This window comes from Modestobacter roseus (genome assembly GCF_007994135.1).
Lineage (GTDB): Bacteria > Actinomycetota > Actinomycetes > Mycobacteriales > Geodermatophilaceae > Modestobacter > Modestobacter roseus.
In genome coordinates, this window is record NZ_VLKF01000001.1 from 114,813 (window position 1) to 137,985 (window position 23,173).

The window sequence follows — 23,173 nt, forward strand, 5'->3', positions numbered from 1 at the left end:
GGAGAGCGTCCAGCGTTGGCCGGCAGGTGCCCCGGTGCGCCGGTGAGGGGGGAGGTCACGCCTCCCCCCTCACCGGGTGGTGCTCAGGTGGTGCGGGTGGATCAGCCCAGCAGGCGCAGGATGTTCTGCGGGGCCTGGTTGGCCTGGGCCAGCATCGCGGTGCCGGCCTGGGTCAGGATCTGGGCGCGGGTGAAGTTGGTCATCTCCGCGGCCATGTCGGTGTCGCGGATCCGGCTCTCCGATGCGGTCACGTTCTCGATCGCGACGTTGAGGTTGTTCACCGTGTGCTCGAACCGGTTCTGGATGGCACCCAGGTCGGCGCGGGTGGTGCTCACGGTCTTGATGGCGTCGTCGATCTTCTTGATCGCCTCGGAGGCGCCCGAGGCGGCGGTGAAGGTGACCTCCGCGTCGGCCAGCTGCTGGGCGGTCGGGGTGGCGCCGGGGGCCGTGCCGGTGAAGGTCAGGCCGGTGGCGGTGGCCCCGGCGGTGACCGCACCGGCGCCGAAGGCGGCGTCCAGCGCCGACTGCACCTTGGTGAGCTTGTCGCCGGCGGTGTCGGCCGAGGCGAACCTGACCGAGGCCAGGTCCACGCTCTTGCCGTTGTAGGAGATCGACCCGTTGAGGCCGTCGAACCCGGCAGCGGTGGTGTAGTCGTTCGCCGCACCGACGGTGGACACCGAGGCGGTGCTGGCCGCGGCGTTCGTGGTCTGCGTGCCGGTGGTGCCGGTGCCGGCGGCGGACACGTCGACGCCCTCGACGCCCAGGCCCTGGGCGCCCATGGCGGTGCCGATGCTGACGCCGATGGTCTCCCCGGCGTTGGAGCCGACCTGGAAGCTGGTGTTGTACTTGCCGTCCAGCAGCTGCTTGCCGTTGAAGTTCGTCGTGGAGGCGATCCGGTCCAGCTCGCTCTTGAGCTGGGACACCTCGGACTGGATGTTCTTCTTCGCGTCGTCGTTGAGCGAGCCGGCGTTGGACGCCTGCACCGACAGGTCGCGCATGCGCTGCAGGATCGAGTGCGTCTCGGTCAGCGCGCCTTCCGCGGTCTGCACGACCGACACACCGTCCTGGGTGTTGCGGACGGCGACCTTGAGGCCACCGATCTGCGAGCGCAGGCCCTCGGAGATGGCCAGGCCGGCGGCGTCGTCGGCGGCGCGGTTGATGCGGAAGCCGGAGGAGAGCTTCTCCAGCGACTTGCTCATCTGGCTGTCGGTGACCGACAGGTTCCGGTAGGAGTTCAGCGCAGCGATGTTGTTGTTGACGGTCAGACCCATGGTGGTGGTGCCTCCTTGGACGGGGCCTCGGCGCCCACCACGTCCGTGCGGTGGGCTCTGGCCCCCTCAACGGCGGCTGCCGGGAGGCTCTTGAGCGCCGCTGCGGAGGATCCCCCTCCCGGGGGAGGTCAGCTCAGCAGGCGCAGCACCCGGGGGGCCGACTGGTTGGCCTGGGCCAGCATCGCCGTGCCGGCCTCGGTGAGCACCCGGGTCCGGGCGAGCTGGGTGGTCTCCTGGGCCATGTCGGCGTCGCGGATGCGGCTCTCGGACGCCGCGGTGTTGGTCAGCGCTGTCCCGAGCTTCTCGATGTTGTGCTCGAGCCGGTTCTGCACCGCGCCGACGGCCCCGCGGATCGTCGACACGTGACCGATCGCCGCGTCGAGGGCGGCGATCGCCGCGCGCGCGCCCGAGACGGGGGCGTCCGGGTCGGTCCGCACGTCCACCGCGGCCACGCCCAGCCCGCTGGCGTCCATGGCGGGCCCGAGATCGATCGCGATGGTCTGGCCGACGTCGGCACCGATCTGGAAGCCGGCCCGGTAGCTCCCGTCGAGGAGCGGCCGGCCGTTGAACCGGGTGGTGCCGGCGATCCGGTCCAGCTCGCTGGTCAGCCCGGTGATCTCCGACTGCACGGCTGTCCGGGCGGCGTCGTCGAGAGCGCCGGCGTTGGCCGCCTGCACCGACAGGTCCCGCATCCGGTGCAGGATGCCCTGCGTCTCGGTCAGTGCCCCCTCGGCGGTCCGCAGCACCGAGATGCCGTCGTGGCTGTTGCGCAGCGCGACCCGCAACCCGCCGATCTGGGCCCGCATGTTCTCCGAGATCGCCAGGTTGGCGGCGTCGTCCGCCGCCCGGTTGATCCGGCTGCCGGAGGTCAGCCGCTCGAGCGAGGTGGTCAGCTGGCGGTCGGCGACCGCCAGGGCGCGGTGGGAGTTCAGGCCGGCGATGTTGCTGATGACGAGGCTCAAGGGACCCTCCGTGGACCGAGCGCGGTGAGCAGGCCCACCGCAGTCGTGCGTGGGCCTCCTCACCTACGGTCCGCCCGCTCCGGTGTTGAGCCGAAACGGGTGGGGTGCCGGGTGCTGCTGTGACTCAGGCCGGCTGGGCGGCGGCCTCGCGTTCGGCGACCTGCCAGCCGTACCGCTGGCGCACCCGGGCGGCCGGCGTCGGCACCGCCGTCCGGGGTGCCGCGGGGGCCGGGACCGACGGCCGCGCCGCCTCCCGGCCGGCACCCTGCGCAGCGGCTACCCGGTCCACGTAGGCGCGCTGCTGGTTGCGGGCGCGCACCCCGCCCTGCGCCGTCACGGGCGCGCCGTCCCACACCTCGCTCATCGCCGCGTGCAGCAGGGTGAGGGCGCGGGCCCGCATCTGCGAGACCCGGGACAGGGTCACGCCGAGGGAGTCGGCGATGTCGGTCAGCGACTCGTCACCGAAGAAGTTCCGCTCCACGACCTCGTCGAGGCGGTCGGGGAGGGCGCGGATCGCCTCGTGCAGGTGCCGGGCCCGTTCGGAACGCAGCAGCGCGCGCTCGGGGGAGTCGCCGGTGTCGGGCAGGTCCAGGGAGGTGCCGTCGACGCCGGTCTCGGCGTCGATGCTGACCATCACGGCCCGGTGCACGTCGACCTGGAGGGAGTCCAGCTCGGCCCGGCCGACCCCCAGGCTGGCGGCGAGCTCCTCGCGGGTGGGCGGCCGGCCCAGGCTCATGGTGAGGGCGTCGGCGGCGGCGTCGGTGCGCCGGGCGGCGGCGCGGACCGAGCGGCTGGCCCAGTCGCCCGAGCGCAGCTCGTCGAGGACGGCGCCCTGGAGGCGGGGGAGGGCGTAGGTCGCGAACGTCGCCCCGGCCGTCGGGTCGAACCGGCGGGCCACCTCGACCAGCGCGACGCGGGCGCAGGCCTGCAGGTCCTCCCGGCTGACGTGGCTGGGCAGCGAGATGCGCGAGGCCACCGCGTTCACCGCGAAGTGCGTCAGCGGCAGATGGGTGGTCACCAGTGCGTCGACGTCGGGGTGTCGGCGTTCGCCCCCGGCGACGGGGGTGGGGCTGGCTGCGGTCACGAGGTCTCTCTCGGCGGGCCGGAGCCGGACCGGGACCGGCTGGCGCCGATTTCTGTGTGACCGCGCCGCTCGGCTTGACCGGACGCCGGCCGGTGCCGATGGAGGTGCGTCGGCAGGCCCACCCGGGCACGTGCCGCGGACGGAGACGACGACGAGGAGGGCGGCCGGCATGGACCACCAGCACCTGTCGACGTTGCTGTGGCGGGAGCACGAGCTCCTGGACCTGCTGCTGTTCAAGGCCGAGGAGAAGCAGTACCTGATCCTCACCGGGAAGAGCCGCTGGCTGCCGCGCATCGCGCACGAGATCGAGGTCGTCCTGGAGCAGCTGCGCACCCTCGAGGTGGAGCGCGCCGCCGCGACCGAGCAGATCGCCGGCCGGCTCGGGCTGGAGGCCAACCCCTCGCTGCGGCAGCTGGCCGACTCGGCGCCCGCGCCGTGGAACGACCTCTACGCCAAGCACCACGAGGCGCTGCTGACGCTCGTCACCGAGCTGCGCAGCCTCTCCGACGCGAACAAGGAGCTGATCGAGAGTGGGCTGTCGGTGATCGGCGACGCGCTGCTGTCCTCCCGCACGGGGACCGCGTCGGGCACCTACACGCATAACGGCCGCAGTGCGGGCAACGCCTACCGCTCGGTGACCCTGGACGGTGCCCTGTGAGTGGCACGTTCGGCGGTCTGAACACCGCGACGTCGGCCCTGTGGGCCCAGCAGCGCGGACTGGACGTCACCGGGCAGAACGTCGCCAACGTCAACACCGAGGGCTACAGCCGCCAGCGCGCCGAGCTGCAGTCGGTCGGGGGCAACCCGGTGCCGGCGATCTGGTCGGTGAGCAAGGACGTCGGCCAGGGCGTCAACGCCGACACCGTCATCCGCATCCGGGACGCGTTCCTGGAGGCGCGCGCCCAGGCGGAGAGCGGCAGGACCGCCTCGCTGACGGTGCACGACACGACGCTCGCCCAGATCGAGCAGGCGTTCCGGGAGCCGGGCGAGACCGGCATCCAGGCCAAGCTCACCGACGTCTTCAAGTCCTGGGGCGACCTGGCGAGCAACCCGACCGAGGACGGCGCCCGCACCGCGGTGCTGCAGAAGACGGCCACCCTGGTCGCCGAGTTCCGCACCACCGACGCCGCGCTCGACAAGGCCTGGACGCAGACCCGCAGCGCGCTCGACGTGCTGGCCGACGACGTCAACACCACCATCGCGCAGGTGGCCCAGCTCAACACCGCGATCAAGAAGGCGACCCAGACCGGGCTGCCGAGCAACGAGCTCGCCGACCAGCGCGACGCCCTGGTACTGAAGCTGTCCCAGACGATCGGCGCCACCTCCTCGAAGGGCGACTTCGGCACCGTCGACGTCGCGGTGGGCGGTGCGACGCTGATCTCCGGGAGCTCCTCGACCGGTCTCCGGGTCGTGGGGACCAGCGACCCGCTCGCGGTGACGGGCACCGACCCCCGGCTGGTCACCGACCCCGGGGGGACGACCGTGACCCCGGGCGGCACGGGCGGCGGCCAGCTCACCGCGCTGCGCGAGACCATCCCCGGGTACCGGGCCCGGCTGGACGGCGTCGCCCAGCGGCTGGCCGACGAGTTCAACTCCGCGCACACCGCGGGGGTGGACAAGACCGGCGCCCCCGGCGGCGCGCTGTTCGACGACGGGGCCGGCGCGTTGACCGGCATCACCGCCAAGACGCTCACGCTGGCGATCAGCGACACCCGTCGGCTCGCCGCCGCCGACGGGTCCACGGCCCCCACGCCGACCACCGACAACCGCAACGCGATGGCGATCGCCAAGCTGCAGAGCTCCCCGGACGGCACCGCGGTGGCCTACCGCCAGCTGATCGTCCAGCTGGGCGTCGACGCGTCGGTGGCGACCGGCAACCTGAAGACCCAGACGGTGGTGGCCAGTCAGGTGGAGGCCTCCCGCGAAGCCGTCTCCGGGGTGAACCTCGACGAGGAGATGACCAACATGCTCCGCTTCCAGCACGGCTACTCGGCGGCGGCCCGCATGATCACCACGATCGACGAGACGCTCGACGTGCTGATCAACCGCACCGGCCGCGTGGGGCTGTGACCCGATGAGGATCACGCACAAGGCCGTCGTCCAGACCAGCCTGCAGGGGCTGAACCGGAACATGGACGCGATCCAGAGGCTGCAGCAGCAGCTGACCTCCGGCAAGACGATCAACAAGCCCTCGGACGACCCGGCCGGCACCAACGCCGCAATCCTGACCCGGCAGGAGCTGGCCACCGCCACGCAGCACGCCCGCAACATCAGCGACGGCATGGGCTTCCTCGATGCCACCGACTCGACCCTGCAGAACATGATCTGGCAGGTGCAGAAGGTGCGGGACCTGACCGTCAAGGGCCTGAACACCGGGGCGATGGGCGAGGACTCGCGGGCCGCCATCGCCACCGAGGTCGCCGGCATCCGGGAGAGCCTGCTGGGGCTGGCCAACCGGACGGTGCAGAACCGGCCGATCTTCGGCGGCATCACCGCCGGACCCGCCGCCTACGACGTCGCCTCCGGTGGCTACGTCGGCAGCGGGGACGGCGGGACGCCGATCAACCGGCAGGTCTCCGACGCCGACGTCATCCGCATCGACATCACCGGCCCGGAGGTCTTCGGCGTGAACGACCCGGGGGCGACCCCGCCCACCCGCGACCTGTTCGCGATCGTCGGGGACATCGCGGGCGACGTGGTCGCTGACCCGGCCGCGCTGGAGGGTCACCTGGCGGCGCTGGACGAGGCGCTCAGCCGGATGCTCAAGGGTGCCGCCGACATCGGCACCCGCACCTCCCGGCTGGAGACCGCCAAGCAGGTGAACGCCGACCTGCAGCTGTCGCTGACCAGCCGCTCGGCCGACATCGAGAACGTCGACCTGGCGAAGACCATCATGAACCTGCAGATGCAGCAGACCGGCTACGAGGCGGCCCTCGGGGCCACGGCGAAGGCGATCCAGCCGAGTCTGCTGGACTTCCTGCGCTGAGCAGGGGCGGGTCGGTCGCCGGTCCGGCGGCCGACCTGCCGAGAAGGGAAGTGCGGGACGTCGCCTGACGGCGTCCCGGTCCCGCACCCGCGCGGGGCACGCCACGGATGGCCACACACACCCATGGAGGGGTCAACGACATGCTCACACTCACCCGCAGCGTCGGCGAGAGCATCCGCATCGGCGAGGACATCGAGGTCTACGTCGTCGAGGTCCGCGGTGGCACCGTGCGGCTGGGCTTCAAGGCCCCCCGCGAGGTGGCGATCCACCGCGAGGAGGTCTACCGGCAGATCGCCGAGGCGAACGCCCTCGCCGCCGAGGTGGCCGCCGATGCGCTGGGCGCCTTGGCAGCATTCGCGCCAGAGTCGGAGCAGGCATCCAGCAAGAAGTGACAACGGTCTGGACATTTCGGGCCAACTAGCGCTCGACTCGTCCGCCTCAGTAGTCACAGGGCGGCGAGTCTTGCCGTCGGTCAATCGGGCACTGCGCAACTCTTCCCCTACCGCGCCAGTTACAGGGGGAGACCAAGATGGCACTCAGCGCACGCACCACGAGCACGGTCGAGGCGGTCGACCTGCTCGCCGACAGCACCCTCGCCGACGGCACCGCCGACAGCACCCCGGTCGACGCCGGCTGGTCCGACACGGTCGTCGTGCACGTGCAGCTGCGCCCGCGTCGCTCGGCCACCCGCCGGTGCCTCGCCGCGCTCACCGCGCTGGCCGCACGGCACGAGTCGGTCGCCTTCGCGCTGACCGGCCTGTCGGGTGACGCCCGCGCCGTGCGGGTGACGGTCGGCGTCGAGCTGGGCCCGCGCGACCAGATCGCCCGGTTCTCCCCCGAGGCGCAGGCGGCCTACGCCTTCGTCGACGCCCTCTTCACCGACCTCTACGACTTCATGCCGGTCTACGTCGGGGAGCCGAACGAGGCCGAGCGGGCGGCCGTGGCCGGCGTGCTCGACGCCGTCGGCGGTGCGCGGACCCCCGCGCCCCGCGCGCCGATGCCCCGCATCCCCACCCCGCGCACCCCGTCCTCCGTCGTGGGCGCGCCGGTCGCCGGCCTCCGCGGCATCCCCGTCCCGGCCTGAGCCCGGACGGCGTCCCCCCACAGCAACGACTGTCCCTCCGCACCAACGCTGGTGCAGGGGGAAAGGCATTGATCAGGTCACCTGATCGACGCTGAGAGGCCAGCCGGCCACCCGACACCCCGCCCACCTGCACTTCCCCTCAGGAGGACCCGGTGCCCCAGCACACCACCACCGCCGACACGACCACCACCGCTGACACGGCCACCACCGTCGACAGCACCCTCCTCGACAGCACCCCGGTGACCGACGACGAGCGCGGCCGCGGCCGCGAACCGCTGGTCTTCGGCGGGCTCCCGGAGGCCGAGGGGTGGGCGCTCGCCCCGATCACCCCGCGCGACCGGGTGCACTTCCGCACCGACCGCGAGATCTCGCTGGCCGACTTCCGGGCCGCCCTGCCCGCCGGCGTCGAGGTCAGCTACGACGAGGGCGAGGGGCTCTACCGGGTCGACGGCCGGCCGGGCACGGGGGAGGCGCTGGCCACCCTGGTCCGCAACTGGTGCGCCGGTGAGGGGATCGCCACCGTCGGGCTGCGCCCGGAGGCCGGCGTCCGCCGCCGGGCACCGCGCGACCTGCCGCCGGCGTTCCTCGCCGACCTGTGCCGGCACTACTGCCGGGTCAGCCTCAAGCGCCTGCAGCGGAACATGAGCACCATCCGGCTGCACCTGCCGGACAACGACGACATCGACCAGCAGGTGGCCGAGTGGGTGCTCAAGGCGGTGTCCACCTACGACGAGACGAAGTCGGTGCCCTTCGGCGCCTACCTGGCCACCCAGCTGTCCAAGTGGGTGCACGACCTGGGCCGCAACGCCTACGGCCGCACCGCCGCCGACACCGAGAACAAGCAGCAGAAGGCGGTCGCCGCCTTCACCGCCGAGCACCAGCGCCGGCCCAGCGAGAAGGAGCTCGCCGCCTACATGGGGCAGAGCGTGGCCACGCTGCGCCGCAACTCCCAGACCGTCGCCACGCTCACCGGCCTGCGCAACCTGCAGTCGCTGGACGGCGGCGCCGACGCCGTGGAGTTCGTGCTCCCGGACAGCTCCGAGGTGCCCGACGAGATCATGGGCGAGGCCGAGCAGACGCTGCTGTCCCACGCGCTCACCGCCGCCTGCGCCCCCGACCCCACCGCGCGGCGTGACCAGCGCGCCGCCCAGCCCAACGTGCTCGGCTGGGCGACCTGGTACCTGACCACCTGGGGCGGCAAGACCAAGACGCAGCTGTCGGCGGACCTGGGCACCTCGGTGCGCAACATGAACGTGCACGCCGACCGCGCCGAGAAGGCCCTCAAGACCCGGCTGACCGAACTGGGCGGCTGACCCCGTTCCTCGCCCGGCGACCGCCCGGCCACCCCGACCCGGGTGGCCGGGCGGTCGCCGTTCCGGGACGTGACGATGTGGCAAATGTGCCGGGCTACGGGTCGAACTCGCCGCCGACCTGCCGATATCCCTCTCGTGACCGCCCCGTACCGCGCCCGCCGCACCGCGCGGGAGCGCCGGGGGAACGGCTCGTGAGCGTCCCGCCCGCCGAGGACACCGACCAGTCCGTCCTCGTGCCGCACTGGCTCGACGCCGCCGACCGGGGCGAGGTCGAGCGGGCCGTGCAGGCTGCCCTCGACGGCGAGCCGGTGCACCCCGTGGCCGCCGTCCACCTCGGTGACGTGCTCACCGAGCTGCACGTGGCCGCTGCCCGGGAACTGGTCTGGCCGGCCTCGGTGGCCCGGGTCCGGAGCGCGACCGGCTGGGGGGACGACGTCGTCCCGGTCCGGTTGTCGGCCGTGGAGCTGGCGAGCGTGCTGTCGCTCACCGGCCTCGCCCCCGTCGCCCGGGCCGCCCTGACCACCGGGCGCAGCCGGTGACCGACTCGCCCTTCGGGTCCCCGGCCGGGCTGCTGCGCCGGCTCGTGCGCACCGAGGTCGATCCCGACGACGTCCGCGACGCCGTGGACCACCTGGCCGGGACCGCGCCGCTGCCGGGGCTGCGGCTCTCGGTCGCCGACGGGCCGCGCGGGGAGCTCCTGGTCGTCGAGGAGGCCGGCCGGACGAGCCGGGTGCTGATCGGTGAGCTCGCCGCGCAGATGACCCGGGCACGCGTCGCCGGCACCCCCGACGAGGTGCTGGCCGCGCTGCGCCGCTGGCTGGACCACCGGCCCGTGCCCGACGCGGTTGCCGCCGCGGCCGGGGTGGCCGTCCTCGACTGGGCCGAGGGACGCGCCGGCGCGCTGGGCTGGCGGGTGGTGGTCCGGCGGGCCGGCCTGCTGGTGCCCTGGCGCCCGTCCCGGAACGCGTCGCTGCCCGACGTGCACCACACCCGCTCGGCCGCCTGGGACCGGTCGCTCGCCGTGGAGGGAGCGCTGCGGGTCGAGGGGCCGGTGGGCCTGTGGACCACCACGAGCGTCCCCGGCGCCGACTCCGCCGTCCTCGTCGCCCCCGGCCGGTTGCTGGGCGAGATGCGGGCGCGCGGCATGCGGGTGCGCGACGTGCACGCGGTGGTGACGCCGGGGCGCCCGGTCGCCTGCGCGGAGGCGGGCGTGGCCCGCCGGCTGGTGGCCGAGGCGGCCGACCTGAGCGTCGTCCTGCCCTGGCGGCGCATCCCCGACCTCGGCTGGAGCTGACCGCACCTCCCGCCGGCCCGGTCAGGCCAGGGCGCCGTACTCCCAGTGCCAGGGCTCGGGGTTGCTGCCGCCGGCCTGCGCCCAGTCGGGGTGCACCCAGCCCCAGCGGCCGGCGTTCGCCTGCATCCAGGCGCTCTGCACCGTGCCGAAGCGGTTGATCCCGCCGCACAGGTCGACCGCCAGGGCCCAGCCGTGGTTGGACGTGCCCGGGACCGCGGTGATCCGCGGCTTGCGCGCGTGGGCGTCGATCTGCGCGCTCAGCGACCGGTAGGAGTCGGTGATGCACAGCGGGCCGCCGAAGGTGGCCTGGTAGGCCGCGGACATCGCGGTGTAGGCAGCCGCCGCGTCGCAGCGCAGGCGGTGCGGGTAGCCGATCGAGCACAGCTGGTCGGCCGGGATGCGCCCGTTGGCGAACCCGCCCCAGGCCGGGTCGACGGGTGCCCGGTCGCTGCCCGGTGCCGGCACCGGGGCGCTGCAGGTGGGCGCGGTGGGTGAGGCGGCCGGCAGCGGCGCCGGGGTGCCGGTCGGCACGGTGACCCGGACGGCGGCGCGCAGGTCCGGGACCTCGCGCACCGCGACCTGCCAGCGGTCGGCGGAGGCGGACAGCACGCTGCGGCCACCGACGTAGATGCCCACGTCGTCCACCGTGGTGCCGCCGACGGTGGTGAACACCAGGTCGCCGACCTGCAGCTGCCCCTCGGGCACGGGGGTGCCCTGCGCCCACTGGGCGGCCGGTGCGGCCGGCAGGCCGAAGCCGCCGTGGGCCCAGACGGCGGAGGTGAAGCCGCCGCAGTCGAACCCGTCGGGGCCGCTCCGCCCGGGCAGGTAGGGCCGGCCCAGCAGGGCGAACCCGGCGCTGACCGCCGCGACCGTCTCGGCGGGCAGCACGGTGATCGTCGAGCCGGCGGCGTAGGTCAGGGCGACGCCGGGCACCGGAGTGCCGGCGGCGTCCCGGAGGGCGGCCAGGCCGGTCGGCAGCGAGTCGGGGTCGGCCAGCTCGGCGGCGGCGGGCGGCGTGACGCCGGCGACGGCGAGCCGGGTCAGGTACTCCTGCCAGCCGGTCACGGCGGCGGCGTTGTCGGCCGCCTGCGCGGGGCTGGCGGTGGCGCCGGCCGACCCGGCCCAGGACGCGGCGGTGAGCGGGTCCAGGTCGGTGACCAGAGCCCGCACCTCGGCCAGCACCTCGCCGGACTCCCGTCGCGCCTCGGCGGCGCGTGCCTCGGCCGCGGTGGCGGCGTCGGTGTACTCCGCGGCCCGCACGGCAGCCGAGGCGACCCGCGCCACCCGGGCGTCCCGGTCGTCGGTGAGCTGCTCGGCGAGGCCCTGGGCGTGCAGCACGTCGCCGGTGGTGCCGGGGGAGTGGAGCGAGAGCTGGGCCAGCGGCCAGCGCTCGTCGGCGCTGCGCTGGTAGGCGGCCGTGGCGATCTCGCCGACGGCGACCCGGTCGGCGGCGACCTCGGCCAGCACGGCTGCCCCGGCGTCCCGGGCCTGCTGGGCCTGGGCGGCATGGCGCGCGGCGGTGTCGGCGGCGGTCCGGTAGCGGGCGGCGGCGTCGGCGAGCTCGGTGGCGGTGCCGGGTGCCTGTGCCTGGCCGGCGACCTGGCCGGCCTCGGTCGGCGGCTGGGCGATCGAGCCCAGCAGCGCGACGATCGTGGCGGTGGCCCCGGTGACCACGGCCAGCCGCCGCCACCACAGCCGCAGGGACCGGCGGGCGGGAGGCTTTCCGGGGGACCGGCGGGCACCGGCGGGGCGGGGGCGGCCCGAGGTCCGGGGCCGCCCGGTGCCGGGGTTCCGGCGCTGAGCGGTGGGACGGGGCCGGTGGCCCCGGCGGGGCGGCCGGTGCGGTTGCCGGGGACGGGGCGCTGACGGGGGCTCTGGGCGCGAGGCCGTGGCGCAGCGGACTGCGCGCGCGGTGCGGGCACCGGGGTCCCCCTCGGGTCGTCGGCCGGGTCGTCGGGCCGCCGGGTGGCGACCTGCTCCGATCCCATCGACGTCCCCCGCCGGGGGGTGGAGGGTCCTCACGCGTTCGGGGGGTGCACCTCACCCCATCGGGGGGGGTGTCCCTATGGGTCCGGTCAAGCCGGTCGGGCGGACCGGGTCTCGTAGAGGGTGCCTTCGCGGAGCATGGCGAACAGGACGTCGACTCGGCGTCGGGCCAGGCAGATGAGGGCGGCGTTGTGTCGTTTCCCGGCGGCGCGCTTGCGGTCGTAGTAGGCCCGTGAGGTTGGGTCGGCCAGGGCGGCGAAGGCGGAGAGGAACAGTGCCCGCTTGAGCTGCTTGTTGCCTCCCTGGGGCGGGTGCTCGCCGCGGATCGAGGAGCCCGAGCGGCGGGTGACCGGCGCCAGGCCGGCGTAGGCAGCCAAGTGCCCGGAGGTCGGGAAGGCGCTGCCGTCACCGACTTCGAGCAGGATGCGGGCTGCGGTCCTGACCCCCACGCCGGGCATCGAGGTCAGGACCTTGGCAAGAGGGTGGGCATCGAGGATCCCTTCCACTTCCTCGGCGATCTGCCGCCGTTGGGTGAGCACTTGGGCCAGGGATTCGGCCAGCCGCGGCAGCACCTTCTCCGCGGCTGCGCTGCCGGGAACGACCACTGTCTGCTCGTCGAGTGCGGCGAGCAGGTCGGTGACCAGTTGCTCGCCAGCGCGGGGTGCGGCCTTGCGGGCAACGGTGATCAGTCGCCGCTTGCCGGCTGCGCGAAGTCCGGCGGGGCCGCCGAAACGGGAGAGCAACTCCAGCACGACCGTGGTGCTCACTCGAGGACCGAGCACTCGCTCGGCGGCGGGGTGGATCTGGGTGAGCAGCCCGCGGATGCGGTTGCTCAGCCGGGTGGCCTCGGCGGCCTGGTCATCGTCGAATCCGATCAGCACGCCGAGCTCGGCCAGCACTTCTTCACCGGGATCAACCTGGCGCAGTGTGCGCGGCATGGTCCGGGCGGCCTCGGCGATGACGTAGGCGTCCCGGGCGTCGGTCTTGGCCGACCCCGGGTGCAGGTCCGCGATCCGGCGCATCGCCAGCCCGGGCAGGTAGGCGACCTGGCATCCCACGTCCCGGGCGACCGCGATCGGCAGCGCACCGATTGTGGCCGGCTGATCCACGACCACCAGCACGTCGCCGTGAACCTGCAGGCCGGTGAACAGTTGGCGCAACCGCTGCTCGTCTTGCGGTAGCGCCCCGTCGTGCAGCCGCTTCCCGTCAGGGTCCAGTGCCACCGCGTGATGGGTGCCTTTGCCGACGTCCAACCCGCAGAAGATCGCGTAGCCGAGATCGCTCATCGATGTGCCTCCCGCACCGATGCCCGTCCTGGCCAGTCGAGCACCGGTTGCCGGCAGCCACGTTACGAAGACCTACCCGAAGGCAGCCATGTCCCTATCAGCGGTCCACCAGTGCCACCAGGCCCGGTGACAACACCCCCCGGATCATCAACGACAGGGGCAGTCAGTCATGCCGGACCTGGTGACCAGGAGCCCCCTCAGCGGGGACGCGAGGAAGGTAACGGGGGGGATACCCACACATGACCGAGCCCCCGCCGTCCGGGTGGACGACGGGGGCCGGTGAGGTGTTGGCGCGGGCGGGACTACCGCTGGGCGATCTCCAGGAAGGAGCGCTCGGCCGGGCCGGTGTAGACCTGCCGCGGACGGCCGATCTTGGTCGCCGGGTCCTCGATCATCTCGCGCCACTGGGCGATCCAGCCGGGCACGCGACCGAGCGCGAAGAGCACGGTGAACATCCGGACCGGGAAGCCCATCGCCCGGTAGATGAGCCCGGTGTAGAAGTCGACGTTCGGGTAGAGCTTGCGCTCGATGAAGTAGTCGTCGGAGAGGGCGATCTCCTCGAGCTGGCGGGCCAGGTCGAGCAGCTCGTTGTTGCCGCCGAGCTTGCTCAGCACGGTGTCGGCGGTCTGCTTCACGATCGCCGCGCGCGGGTCGTAGTTCTTGTAGACCCGGTGACCGAAGCCCATCAGCTTGACGCCGGGCTCCTTGTTCTTGACCCGCTCGACGAACCGGGGGATGTCGCCGCCGTCGCGCTTGATCGCCTCCAGCATCTCCAGCACCGACTGGTTGGCCCCGCCGTGCAGCGGGCCGAACAGCGCGTTGATGCCGGCGGAGACCGAGGCGAACAGGTTGGCGTGCGAGGAGCCGACCAGCCGCACCGTGGAGGTGGAGCAGTTCTGCTCGTGGTCGGCGTGCAGGACGAAGAGCATGTCCAGTGCCTTGACCAGCTCCGGGTCGGCCTCGTACGGCTCGGCCGGGAAGCCGAAGGTCATCCGGAGGAAGTTCTCCACCAGGCCCAGGGAGTTGTCCGGGTAGAGCATCGGCTGGCCCACGGACTTCTTGTAGGCGTAGGCCGCGATCGTCGGCAGCTTGGCCAGCAGCCGGACGGTCGAGAGCTCCACCTGCTCGGGGCTGAACGGGTCGAGCGAGTCCTGGTAGAAGGTGGACAGCGCGCTGACCGCCGAGCTGAGCACCGGCATCGGGTGGGCGTCCCGCGGGAAGCCGTTGAAGAACTGCTTGAGGTCCTCGTGCAGCAGGGTGTGCCGGCGGATCCGCTGGTCGAACGCTTCCAGCTGGTCGGCGGTGGGCAGCTCGCCGTAGATCAGCAGGTACGACACCTCGAGGAAGCTGGCCTGCCCGGCCAGCTGGTCGATCGGGTAACCCCGGTACCGCAGGACCCCGGCGTCACCGTCGATGTAGGTGATCTCCGAGGTGCAGGACGCGGTGTTCACGAAGCCGATGTCCAGCGCGACCCTGCCGGTCGTGGACAGCAGCTTGCTGGTGTCGATGCCAGGGGCGCCCTCCGTCGCGGGGATCTCCCGCAGGGGGAGTTCGCCGCCGGGGAAGCGCAGGGCCACGTCGTCGGTGCTCGCTGTCTCGCTCATCAGCTCTGGACGCTACTGCCCCGGGCCCCCGGATGGCGTGCCCGGGGGGCAGGAATCCTGCGCGTGGCACACCATCCGGGTCGCTCGTCCGGGGTGGGTCTCCCGGCTGGGTCAGGGGTGGGTCATCGACAGCACGTCGAGGGCGGCGTCCAGCTGCTCCTCGGTGAGCTTCCCCTGCTGCACGTAGCCGCGCTCCACGACGACCTGGCGGATCGTCTTCTGCTCGGCCAGCGACTGCTTGGCGACCTTCGCCGCCTCCTCGTAGCCGATGTACTTGTTCAGCGGGGTGACGATCGAGGGCGAGGACTCCGCGTACTCCCGGCACTGGTCGACGTTCGCGGTGATGCCGTCGACGCAGCGGTCGGCCAGCAGCCGGCTGACGTTGGCCAGCAGCCGGATCGACTCCAGCACGTTGCGGGCCATCAGCGGCAGGGTCACGTTCAGCTCGAAGACCCCGGTGGTGCCGGCGTACGTGACGGCGGCGTCGTTGCCGATCACCTGCGCGCCCACCTGGATGACGGCCTCGGGGATGACCGGGTTGACCTTGCCCGGCATGATCGAACTGCCCGGCTGCAGGTCGGGCAGTTCGATCTCGCCCAGGCCGGTGCGCGGGCCCGAGCCCATCCAGCGCAGGTCATTGGCGATCTTGATGAGCCCGACGGCGATCGTCTTGAGCTGGCCGGAGCCCTCGACCAGGGCGTCGCGGGAGCTCTGCGCCTCGAAGTGGTCGCGCGCCTCCGACAGCGGCAGACCGAGGTCGGCGGCGAGCTTCTCGATGATCGCGGCGGCGAAGCCGGGTGGGGTGTTGATCCCGGTGCCGACGGCGGTGCCGCCCAGCGGCAGCTCGCCGATCCGGGGGAGCGAGGCGTGCAGCCGCTCGATGCCGTACCGGACGGCGGCGGCGTACCCGCCGAACTCCTGGCCCAGGGTGACCGGGGTGGCGTCCATCAGGTGGGTGCGGCCGCTCTTCACGACCTCGGCGTACTCGGTGGCCTTCCGCTCCAGCGACGCGGCGAGGTGCTCCAGCGCCGGCACCAGGTCGGTGACGATCGCCCGGGTGGCCGCCACGTGGATCGCCGAGGGGAAGACGTCGTTGGACGACTGCGAGGCGTTGACGTGGTCGTTGGGGTGCACCGGGGAGCCCAGTGCCTCGGTGGCGAGGGTGGCGATGACCTCGTTGGTGTTCATGTTGCTCGACGTGCCCGAGCCGGTCTGGAAGACGTCGATCGGGAAGTGCGCGTCCCACTTCCCGGTGGCCACCTCGGCCGCGGCGGCGGAGACGGCGTCGGCGATCTCCTGCGGCAGGACGCCGAGTGAGGCGTTCACGGTGGCCGCGGCGCCCTTGATGGCGGCCAGGGCACCGATCAGCTCGCGCTCGATCGGGGTGCCGGAGATGGGGAAGTTCTCGACGGCGCGCTGGGTCTGGGCCCGCCACTTCGCCCAGGCGGGGACGCGCACCTCCCCCATGGAGTCGTGCTCGACGCGGTAGTCCGTCTCGGTGGCCACGGTGCGCTCCCGGTGTGGTGTGGATGCTGACAGCTCGCGCCAGCGACCCTAGACACCCCCGGGGACGGGGCCGTCCCGGGCGCCTGTGGACAACGGACCGGCCGGGCCGGGTGAGCGCTCTAGCGTTCCTCGGACCCGACCGGCGCGACGCCGGTCCCGGAAGCCCCGGAGGCCCCCTTGTCCGAGCAGCAGCCCCGTCGTCCGCAGTCGCCGGGGCCAGGCGCCGCCTGGCCGGCCCCCGGCTGGTCGGCGGGTACCGCGGTGCCCGGCGGGGCCTGGCCGGGCTCCCCGGCGCCCGCTCCCCGCGACGCCCGGCGGGGCGGGCCACCGCTGGTCACGGCCGCGGTCGTCGGCGGCGTCGTCGCGCTGGGCATCGTGCTGGCGGTGGTGCTGGGCGCGTGGGTCGTCCGGTCGGGCGCCGAGGACCTGGGCCGGGGCATCGGGGCCGGGATGATCGACGCCTCGGCGGCGGCGATGGACGACGCGCTGGCCGACCTCCGGGACGACTACGGGATGGCCGACCGCGGCCTGGGCATCTTCGGCCCGGACGACTCCGGCCTGGACGCGGCCGAGGTGGAGCAGACGGCCCCGGAGGCGCCCGACGGTCTGGGCGAGGACCCGGTGCTGGACGCCCTCGCCCAGCGCTGCTTCGACGGCGAGTTCCACACGTGCGACGACCTGTACCAGGAGGCGCCGCTGGACCCGGGGTACGGGCCGTACGGCCTGACCTGCGGCGGCCGGGTCGCGGAGTACGACGTCTGGACCTGCAGTCAGCTGGACTGAGGCGGGCCGCCGCCCGTTAGGGTCCGGCCATGGCCGAGGACCCAGCTGCCGAGCGTCCCGTCGTCCGTGCGTCGGACGCCGACCGTGAGGCGGTGGTGACCCGGCTGCAGACCGCCGTGGGGGAGGGGCGGCTGGACCTCGACGAGTTCACCCAGCGGGTCGACGCCGCGTACGCGGCGACGACCACCGCCGAGCTCGAGGCGCTGCTGGGCGACCTCCCCGGGCCGGCGTCGGACGTGCCGGCGGTCGGGGAGATCGTCGGGGAGCGGACCACCGGCGCCATCGCCACCGTCTTCGGCGACGTGAAGCTGACCCCGGTGATCGGGGTGCCGGAGCGGGCCAGCACCGTGTTCGGCGACGTCCGGATCGACCTGCGCGGGCTGCGCACCGCCGAGCAGACCGTGCACCTGCAGCTGGGCACGGTCTTCGGCGACGTCGACGTGATCGTCAGCGAGGGCGTCGCCGCGGAGATCGAGGGCTGGACGGTGTTCGGTGACCGGAAGACCGAGCTGGCGCCGGTGCCCCGGCTGGCGGGCACGCCCCGGGTGCTGGTCCGCGGCTGGACCGTCTTCGGTGACCTGCGGCTGCGCAGCCTGGCGCCGGGGGAGTCGCCGAGCCGCTGGCGCGCCGTGATGGACCGGCTCGCCGCCCGCCGCGACCAGCCGCCGCCCCAGGCATAGGAAGCTCTGCACCCGGTTTCCCGGCCGGGAACCGGGTGCAGAGCTTCCTATGCCTCGTCGTCCTCGCCGAAGGGCACTGCCGAGTACTCGTTGAGCTTGGCCAGCGAGTGCAGGCTGTCGATCGAGCGGATGGTGCCCGACCGCGACCGCATCACCAGCGACTGCGTGGTGGCACCACCGGAGCGGTACTGGACGCCGCGCAGCAGCTCGCCGTCGGTGATCCCGGTGGCGACGAAGAAGACGTCGCCCTGCACCAGGTCGTCGATGGTCAGCACCCGGTCCAGGTCGTGCCCGGCGTCGAGCGCCCGCTGCCGCTCGGCGTCGTCGCGGGGCCACAGCCGGCCCTGCAGCGCGCCGCCCATGCACTTGAGCGCGCAGGCGGTGATGATCCCCTCCGGGGTGCCGCCGATGCCCATCAGCAGGTCGACGCCGGTGCCCTCCCGGGCGGCCGCGATGGCCCCGGCGACGTCGCCGTCGGTGATGAACTTGATCCGGGCGCCGGCCTCCCGCACCTCGCTCACCAGCTGCTCGTGGCGCGGGCGGTCGAGGATGCACACGGTCACGTCGCCGACCGAGCTGCGCTTGGCCTTGGCGACCTTGCGGATGTTCTCCGCGACCGGCGCGGTGATGTCGACGACGTCGGCCGCGGCCGGCCCGGTGGCGATCTTGTCCATGTAGAAGACGGCCGACGGGTCGTACATGGCGCCGCGGTCGGCGACGGCCATCACCGCGATCGCGTTGGGCATGCCCTTGGCCATCAGCGTGGTGCCGTCGATCGGGTCGACGGCGACGTCGTAGTCGTTGCCCCAGCCGTCGCCGACGTGCTCGCCGTTGTAGAGCATCGGCGCCTCGTCCTTCTCGCCCTCGCCGATGACGACGACGCCGCGCATGTGGACGCTGCCGATCAGCGCGCGCATGGCGTCGACCGCCGCGCCGTCGCCGCCGTTCTTGTCGCCCCGGCCGACCCACCGGCCGGCCGCCAGCGCGGCGGCCTCGGTGACCCGCACCAGCTCCAGGGCCAGGTTGCGGTCGGGGGCCGGGCGGTCGGCGCGGAGTGTCGAGGGCGGCCGGACCGGTAGCGGGCCGTCGGGCACGGGCAGGGACACGGGACCTCCTGACGTCCGCACGGCGCCGTGCGGCGGGGTGGTGGAACGGTGCTGCGATCCTAGGGGCATGCCCGAGAACGGCCAGGACGGCGAGCACCGCACCCCGACCACCGACGACGCCGCCGCGCCATCCGCCCCCACGGCCACCGCAGCCGCTGCTCCCGGGCCGTCCGCCGCCGGGGCGAGCGCGCCGCCGGTCGACCGGATGCAGCGGTTCACCCCGGCGAACATGATCCGCTCGCTGCTGCCCCTGGTGGCGGTCTGCCTGGTGATCGTCGGGGTCACCGCGCTGCGCCAGAACCCGGAGGACCCGATCCGGGAGGTGGAGATCGCCGGCACGGTGGCGCGCGCCGCGACCGCCGCCGGTCACCCGCTGCCGGTGCCGCAGGGCCTGCCCGACGCGTGGCGGCCGACGAGCGTGCGCGGCGACCTGGAGGCGCCGGTGACGCTGCAGATCGGCTGGTACACCCCCGGGGAGGAGTACGCCGGGTTCGTGGTGAGCGACGACCCCGACGCCGACCCGCTCACCGACGTGCTGGACGGCGCGACCGGCGGCAGCCCCACCGAGGTGGACGGCGAGACCTGGCAGCGGCTGACCAGCGAGCGCGGGGAGACGGTGCTGACCCGCACCGACGGCCCTTCGACCCTGCTGGTGACCGGGTCGGCGACCGACGCGGAGCTGGAGCAGCTGGCCGCCGCCGTGGAGCCGCTCGACCCCTGAGGTCAGTCGCCGTCCGCGGGGGTGGCGGCGGCGAGGCGCTCGCGGGCCCGGTCCAGCCAGTGCTGGCACATCTCGGCCAGCTGCTCGCCGCGCTCCCACAGCGCGAGCGACTCCTCCAGGGTCAGGCCACCGGCCTCGAGCCGGCGGACGACGTCGGCGAGCTCCTCGCGGGCCTGCTCGTAGGTCTGGGTCGGCTCGGCCTGGTCCGGCGCGGGGGTCTCGCTCACGAGTGCCCATCCTGCCGGTCGACGCGCACCGGCAGCCGGCCGCCCGCGACGCGGACCTGCAGCCGCTCGTCGTCGCCGACCTCCGCCGGGTCGCGGACCAGGGCGCCGTCGGCCCGCTGCACCACCGCGTAGCCACGCTGCAGCGTGGCGGCGGGGGAGAGCGCGGTCACCCGGGCCCGGGCGTGCTCGAGGTCGCGCTCGGCGACCTCCACGGTGTGGGTCAGCGTGCGGGTGGCGCGTCGCCGCAGCCCGGCGACGTCGTCGGCGCGCCCGGCCAGCAGCCGCCCCGGGTCGGCCAGCACCGGGCGGCTGCGGACCGACTCCAGCCAGCGCTCCTGCTGCTCCAGCCGGGCGCCGACCAGGTGCCGGGCGCGGGCGCGCAGCCCCTCGACCAGCCGCCGCTGCTCGCCGATCTCGGGCACCACCCGGTGCGCGGCGTCCGTGGGGGTGGCGGCCCGGACGTCGGCGACGTGGTCGACCAGCGTGGTGTCGGTCTCGTGGCCGACGGCGGTCACCACCGGGGTGCGGCAGGCGGCGATGGCCCGCACCAGCCCCTCGTCGGAGAAGGGCAGCAGGTCCTCCACCGAGCCCCCGCCGCGGGCGATCACGATCACCTCGACGGCCGGGTCGGCGTCCAGCCGCTGCAGCCCGGCGATCACGGACTCCGCGGCGGTCGGCCCCTGCACCGCGCAGTTGTGCACCGCGAAGCGGATGGCCGGCCAGCGGCGGCGGGCGGTGACCAGGACGTCCCGCTCGGCGGCGCTGTCCCGCCCGGTGATCACCCCGACGACGGCGGGAGCGAAGGGCAGCGGCCGCTTGCGGTGCACCTCGAACAGCCCCTCGGCGGCCAGCAGCCGGCGGATCCGCTCGATCCGGGCCAGCAGCTCGCCGAGGCCGACCGCCCGGATCTCCGTGGCGCGCAGCGAGAAGGAGCCGCGGGCGACGTAGTAGTCCGGCCGGGCCCGGACGATCACCCGCGCCCCCTCGGTGAGCTCCAGCCCGGGCCGGTCGGCGACGTCCCGGTGACAGGTGACCGGCACCGACAGGTCGGCCGCCGGGTCGCGCAGGGTGAGGAAGACCGTTGCCGCCGCGCCCCGGCGGGACAGCTGCGCGACCTGGCCCTCGACCCACACCTCGCCGAGGCGCCCGATCCACTCGGCGACCTTGCGGGCCACGGTGCGCACCGGCCACGGCGACTCGGGGGAGGACGGGCTGGTCACCCGCCCGAGGGTGCCATGCTCGTCAGCCGGGGTAGCCGGGGGCGGCGGGCAGCCCGAAGAACTCCTCCAGGGTGGTGACCCCGGTGCGCTGCAGCTCGGTGGCCAGCTCCGGGCCGACGTACCGCACGTGCCAGGGCTCGTACTTGAAGCCGGTGACGTCCTGGGCGCCGTCCGGGTAGCGGACGACGTAGCCGAACTCCGGGCCGCGCGCGGCGACCCACCGGCCCTCGGCCGTGGTGGCGAAGCAGCTCTCGATGTCGCAGCCCCCGCCGCCGACGTCGGCCGACAGCCCCGTCTGGTGCTCGCTGTGGCCGGGACGGGCCACCTGGACCTCGGCCCGGTCCTCGCCGAACCGGCGGACCTGGGCGTCGAAGAGGCCGACCTGGTAGTCGTAGGAGCGGTACGCGCTCTGCACGCCCAGGGTGAGCCCGTCGGCCGCGGCGGCGGCGATCATCGCGTCCATCGCCTGCGCGGCCTCGGCGCGCAGCTGGTAGCCGTTCCCGATGGGCACCAGGTCGGCGGGCGCGAAGTCGATCGGCGCGAGCGGACGCGCCTTGTTCACCACCACCCACGGGCTGGCCGGGTCGTCGATGGACAACCGTGCCCGGTCGAAGGCCGGCTCGGCCGGCGTCGGGGGCGCCGAGGTGGTGGGCGCCGAGGTGGTGGGTGACGCGGTGGTGGGTGACGCGGTGGTGGGTGCCACGGTCGCCGGCGTCCCGGACGCGGTCGCTGCCGCGGCGGGCGGGTCGGCGGGGGCGCGGACCTCCCGCACCACCAGGACGACCCCGACCGCCAGCACGAGGACCACCACCACCGACAGCCAGGTCCGTCGTCGTCGCGCCGCGGCGTCGCGCTGCCTGCTGCTGTCGGTCACGGTGGGCCATCCTGGCAGCGCACGCGGCCGGCGCGCGGCACGCCGGGTGGCGGGGCGGGTCAGCCGCGGTCGGCGCTCAGCTTCTCCAGCCGGTTCTGCAGCAGCGTCACGAACGGCGCCCGAGCCCGGGTGGCCCGCTCGTAGTCGAGCAGGTCGGCGACCGTCTCGGCCGGGTAGGAGCGCAGGTGGCCGCGCAGCGCCGGGATGCTGAAGCTGTCGTACCCCTCGACCGGGGCGGTCACCTCGGGCTGCTCGTCGGCCGCCGGCCCGCCCGGGGCCAGCGGGTCACCGGCCGCGCTGTCGGTCACCGGGCTGCCCGGGGTGACGCTCTCCGCCGCCTCGGGGCCGCCGAGGTCGACGAGCTCCGCGGCGGCCTCGTCGAGCGCGTCCGCGGTGCCGGGCGCAGCGTCCCCGCCGGCGACCACGGCGTCGGCCACGAGCTCGTCGGCGACGGCGTCGCCGACCGCCTGCTCGTCCTCCGCGACGTCGGCGACGGTGTCGGCGGTGAGGTCGGCCAGCACCTCGTCCGGCACGGCGGCGGGCACCTCCTCGGCGATCTCGTCCGCCACGTCGTCGGCGAGCTCGTCGACGACCGCGGTGATCTCGTCGGCGGCCGGGTCGTCGGGCAGCGCGGCGACCTCGGCGGGGGTGATCTCGTCAGCGGTGGGGGAGCTCTGGTCCAGCACGGCGACGGCGACGTCGTCCGGGAGCACCTCCGCATCGAGCACCGGCGCGCCGGCCACCGGCAGCGCGTCGGCCGCGAGGTCGTCGGCCAGCACGTCGGCGAGCTCGTCGGCGTCGGTCTCCTCCGGGACGTCGGCCACCCGGTCGAACGCCGAGCTGCGCGGGGCGGGGGCGCCGGCCGGCGGGGGCGGCGCGGGCAGGTCGTCGTCGAAGGTGGCCAGGCCCGGTTCGGCGGCGCCGAGCAGGCCGGTGAACACCTCGTCGCCGCGGGCGACCAGCCCTGAGTACTGCTGCTGCAGCCGCAGCGACGTCTGCAGCGCCTGACCGATCAGCCGCACCGGCAGGCCGGGCAGCTCTCCGGGCAGCTTGCGGGCCTCGTCGAGCACGGTGGCGGCCAGTCCGGCGGCCGCGCGGACCACCTCGGGGATCTCTCGAGCCATGGGCCCAGCGTGCCGTACCGGGCGCGGCACGGCAGCCTGACCTGTGTCCTTCCTCGCTCAGG

Annotated in this window: 23 protein-coding genes; 11 read left to right on the plus strand and 12 right to left on the minus strand. The window is 74.1% G+C overall.

All coding sequences use genetic code 11. The features are described from left to right. Window positions 1-101: 101 nt before the first annotated feature. The 3 genes from JD78_RS22475 to JD78_RS00555 all read right to left on the minus strand — a co-directional run bounded on the left by JD78_RS22475 (window position 102) and on the right by JD78_RS00555 (window position 3,317). Window positions 102-1,271 carry a flagellin N-terminal helical domain-containing protein gene (locus tag JD78_RS22475; RefSeq protein ID WP_166520883.1) on the minus strand — a complete coding sequence of 390 codons (1,170 nt, stop codon included), beginning with the start codon at window positions 1,269-1,271 and terminating at the stop codon, window positions 102-104. 128 nt (window positions 1,272-1,399) lie between these two features. Then, the gene (locus JD78_RS00550) at window positions 1,400-2,233 is read right to left on the minus strand and encodes a flagellin N-terminal helical domain-containing protein (RefSeq protein WP_153361093.1); all 834 of its coding nucleotides are present in this window, start codon (window positions 2,231-2,233) and stop codon (window positions 1,400-1,402) included. 124 nt (window positions 2,234-2,357) lie between these two features. After that, a complete protein-coding gene (locus JD78_RS00555) occupies window positions 2,358-3,317 on the minus strand; it encodes a sigma-70 family RNA polymerase sigma factor (RefSeq protein ID WP_153361094.1) in 960 nt (319 codons plus the stop codon). 169 nt (window positions 3,318-3,486) lie between these two features. Between JD78_RS00555 and JD78_RS00560 the strand changes: the two genes are divergently transcribed. From JD78_RS00560 to JD78_RS00595, 8 genes are all read left to right on the plus strand, one after another. Further along, window positions 3,487-3,975, plus strand: coding sequence for a flagellar protein FlgN (locus tag JD78_RS00560; protein WP_153361095.1), 489 nt, complete (start codon window positions 3,487-3,489; stop codon window positions 3,973-3,975). Continuing rightward, on the plus strand, window positions 3,972-5,387 hold the full coding sequence (gene flgK, locus JD78_RS00565) for a flagellar hook-associated protein FlgK (RefSeq protein ID WP_153361096.1): 1,416 nt from the start codon (window positions 3,972-3,974) through the stop codon (window positions 5,385-5,387). The genes JD78_RS00560 and flgK overlap by 4 nt, the downstream gene beginning before the upstream one ends. A gap of 4 nt (window positions 5,388-5,391) precedes the next feature. Beyond that, window positions 5,392-6,303: a flagellar hook-associated protein FlgL gene (gene flgL / locus JD78_RS00570; protein ID WP_153361097.1), complete on the plus strand. Its 912-nt coding sequence runs from the start codon at window positions 5,392-5,394 to the stop codon at window positions 6,301-6,303. A gap of 140 nt (window positions 6,304-6,443) precedes the next feature. After that, window positions 6,444-6,695: a carbon storage regulator CsrA gene (gene csrA, locus JD78_RS22795; RefSeq protein ID WP_153361098.1), complete on the plus strand. Its 252-nt coding sequence runs from the start codon at window positions 6,444-6,446 to the stop codon at window positions 6,693-6,695. A gap of 137 nt (window positions 6,696-6,832) precedes the next feature. Beyond that, the gene (locus JD78_RS00580; RefSeq protein ID WP_153361099.1) at window positions 6,833-7,387 is read left to right on the plus strand and encodes a hypothetical protein; all 555 of its coding nucleotides are present in this window, start codon (window positions 6,833-6,835) and stop codon (window positions 7,385-7,387) included. A gap of 152 nt (window positions 7,388-7,539) precedes the next feature. Beyond that, complete coding sequence (locus JD78_RS00585) at window positions 7,540-8,700, plus strand: sigma-70 family RNA polymerase sigma factor (protein ID WP_228395226.1); 1,161 nt, start codon at window positions 7,540-7,542, stop codon at window positions 8,698-8,700. Between the two features lie 191 nt (window positions 8,701-8,891). Beyond that, entirely contained in the window at window positions 8,892-9,239 is a 348-nt protein-coding gene (locus JD78_RS00590; protein WP_153361100.1) for a hypothetical protein, read from the plus strand. Next, window positions 9,236-9,994 (plus strand): hypothetical protein, encoded by a 759-nt coding sequence (locus JD78_RS00595; protein WP_153361101.1) that lies wholly within the window; start codon window positions 9,236-9,238, stop codon window positions 9,992-9,994. Before JD78_RS00590 ends, JD78_RS00595 begins: the two co-directional genes overlap by 4 nt. A gap of 21 nt (window positions 9,995-10,015) precedes the next feature. Here JD78_RS00595 and JD78_RS00600 read toward each other — a convergent pair whose 3' ends face one another. The 4 genes from JD78_RS00600 to JD78_RS00615 all read right to left on the minus strand — a co-directional run bounded on the left by JD78_RS00600 (window position 10,016) and on the right by JD78_RS00615 (window position 16,376). Continuing rightward, entirely contained in the window at window positions 10,016-11,668 is a 1,653-nt protein-coding gene (locus JD78_RS00600) for an NlpC/P60 family protein (protein WP_153361102.1), read from the minus strand. 401 nt (window positions 11,669-12,069) lie between these two features. Beyond that, window positions 12,070-13,266, minus strand: a complete 1,197-nt coding sequence (locus JD78_RS00605) for an IS110 family RNA-guided transposase (RefSeq protein ID WP_166520884.1) — start codon at window positions 13,264-13,266, stop codon at window positions 12,070-12,072. 302 nt (window positions 13,267-13,568) lie between these two features. Beyond that, entirely contained in the window at window positions 13,569-14,870 is a 1,302-nt protein-coding gene (locus JD78_RS00610; protein WP_153356401.1) for a citrate synthase, read from the minus strand. Window positions 14,871-14,981: 111 nt separating this feature from the next. Then, a complete protein-coding gene (locus JD78_RS00615; protein ID WP_153356404.1) occupies window positions 14,982-16,376 on the minus strand; it encodes a class II fumarate hydratase in 1,395 nt (464 codons plus the stop codon). 177 nt (window positions 16,377-16,553) lie between these two features. On the opposite strand from JD78_RS00615, the gene JD78_RS00620 reads away from it, so the two are divergent. Further along, window positions 16,554-17,159: a hypothetical protein gene (locus tag JD78_RS00620; RefSeq protein ID WP_153356408.1), complete on the plus strand. Its 606-nt coding sequence runs from the start codon at window positions 16,554-16,556 to the stop codon at window positions 17,157-17,159. Between the two features lie 29 nt (window positions 17,160-17,188). Continuing rightward, entirely contained in the window at window positions 17,189-17,839 is a 651-nt protein-coding gene (locus JD78_RS00625; RefSeq protein ID WP_153356411.1) for a DUF1707 SHOCT-like domain-containing protein, read from the plus strand. Between the two features lie 47 nt (window positions 17,840-17,886). Here the strand turns inward: JD78_RS00625 and glpX are convergent, their stop codons facing one another. Beyond that, entirely contained in the window at window positions 17,887-18,945 is a 1,059-nt protein-coding gene (gene glpX, locus JD78_RS00630) for a class II fructose-bisphosphatase (RefSeq protein WP_267128549.1), read from the minus strand. Between the two features lie 67 nt (window positions 18,946-19,012). Between glpX and JD78_RS00635 the strand changes: the two genes are divergently transcribed. Then, window positions 19,013-19,666 (plus strand): DUF4245 domain-containing protein, encoded by a 654-nt coding sequence (locus tag JD78_RS00635; RefSeq protein WP_153356414.1) that lies wholly within the window; start codon window positions 19,013-19,015, stop codon window positions 19,664-19,666. Window positions 19,667-19,668: 2 nt separating this feature from the next. On the opposite strand, the gene JD78_RS00640 is transcribed toward JD78_RS00635, so the two are convergent. Genes JD78_RS00640 through JD78_RS00655 form a run of 4 tightly spaced genes read right to left on the minus strand, consistent with a single transcriptional unit; the run spans window position 19,669 to window position 23,111 of the window. Further along, entirely contained in the window at window positions 19,669-19,893 is a 225-nt protein-coding gene (locus JD78_RS00640) for an exodeoxyribonuclease VII small subunit (protein WP_153356417.1), read from the minus strand. After that, window positions 19,890-21,113 (minus strand): exodeoxyribonuclease VII large subunit, encoded by a 1,224-nt coding sequence (xseA, locus tag JD78_RS00645; protein ID WP_153356420.1) that lies wholly within the window; start codon window positions 21,111-21,113, stop codon window positions 19,890-19,892. Before xseA ends, JD78_RS00640 begins: the two co-directional genes overlap by 4 nt. A gap of 22 nt (window positions 21,114-21,135) precedes the next feature. Further along, on the minus strand, window positions 21,136-21,987 hold the full coding sequence (locus JD78_RS00650; protein ID WP_153356423.1) for a M15 family metallopeptidase: 852 nt from the start codon (window positions 21,985-21,987) through the stop codon (window positions 21,136-21,138). A 59-nt stretch (window positions 21,988-22,046) separates the two neighbouring features. Then, the gene (locus JD78_RS00655; protein ID WP_153356426.1) at window positions 22,047-23,111 is read right to left on the minus strand and encodes a lipid droplet-associated protein; all 1,065 of its coding nucleotides are present in this window, start codon (window positions 23,109-23,111) and stop codon (window positions 22,047-22,049) included. Window positions 23,112-23,173: the final 62 nt, after the last annotated feature.

Coding starts and splice junctions, on each gene's coding strand:
- JD78_RS00655 (WP_153356426.1), bottom strand. CDS start 23,111: ATGGCTCGAGAGATCCCCGAGGTGGTCCGCGCGGCCGCCGGACTGGCC.
- JD78_RS22475 (WP_166520883.1), bottom strand. CDS start 1,271: ATGGGTCTGACCGTCAACAACAACATCGCTGCGCTGAACTCCTACCGG.
- JD78_RS00635 (WP_153356414.1), top strand. CDS start 19,013: ATGCCCGAGAACGGCCAGGACGGCGAGCACCGCACCCCGACCACCGAC.
- JD78_RS00580 (WP_153361099.1), top strand. CDS start 6,833: ATGGCACTCAGCGCACGCACCACGAGCACGGTCGAGGCGGTCGACCTG.
- flgL (WP_153361097.1), top strand. CDS start 5,392: ATGAGGATCACGCACAAGGCCGTCGTCCAGACCAGCCTGCAGGGGCTG.
- JD78_RS00560 (WP_153361095.1), top strand. CDS start 3,487: ATGGACCACCAGCACCTGTCGACGTTGCTGTGGCGGGAGCACGAGCTC.
- JD78_RS00605 (WP_166520884.1), bottom strand. CDS start 13,266: ATGAGCGATCTCGGCTACGCGATCTTCTGCGGGTTGGACGTCGGCAAA.
- JD78_RS00610 (WP_153356401.1), bottom strand. CDS start 14,870: ATGAGCGAGACAGCGAGCACCGACGACGTGGCCCTGCGCTTCCCCGGC.
- JD78_RS00625 (WP_153356411.1), top strand. CDS start 17,189: ATGGCCGAGGACCCAGCTGCCGAGCGTCCCGTCGTCCGTGCGTCGGAC.
- csrA (WP_153361098.1), top strand. CDS start 6,444: ATGCTCACACTCACCCGCAGCGTCGGCGAGAGCATCCGCATCGGCGAG.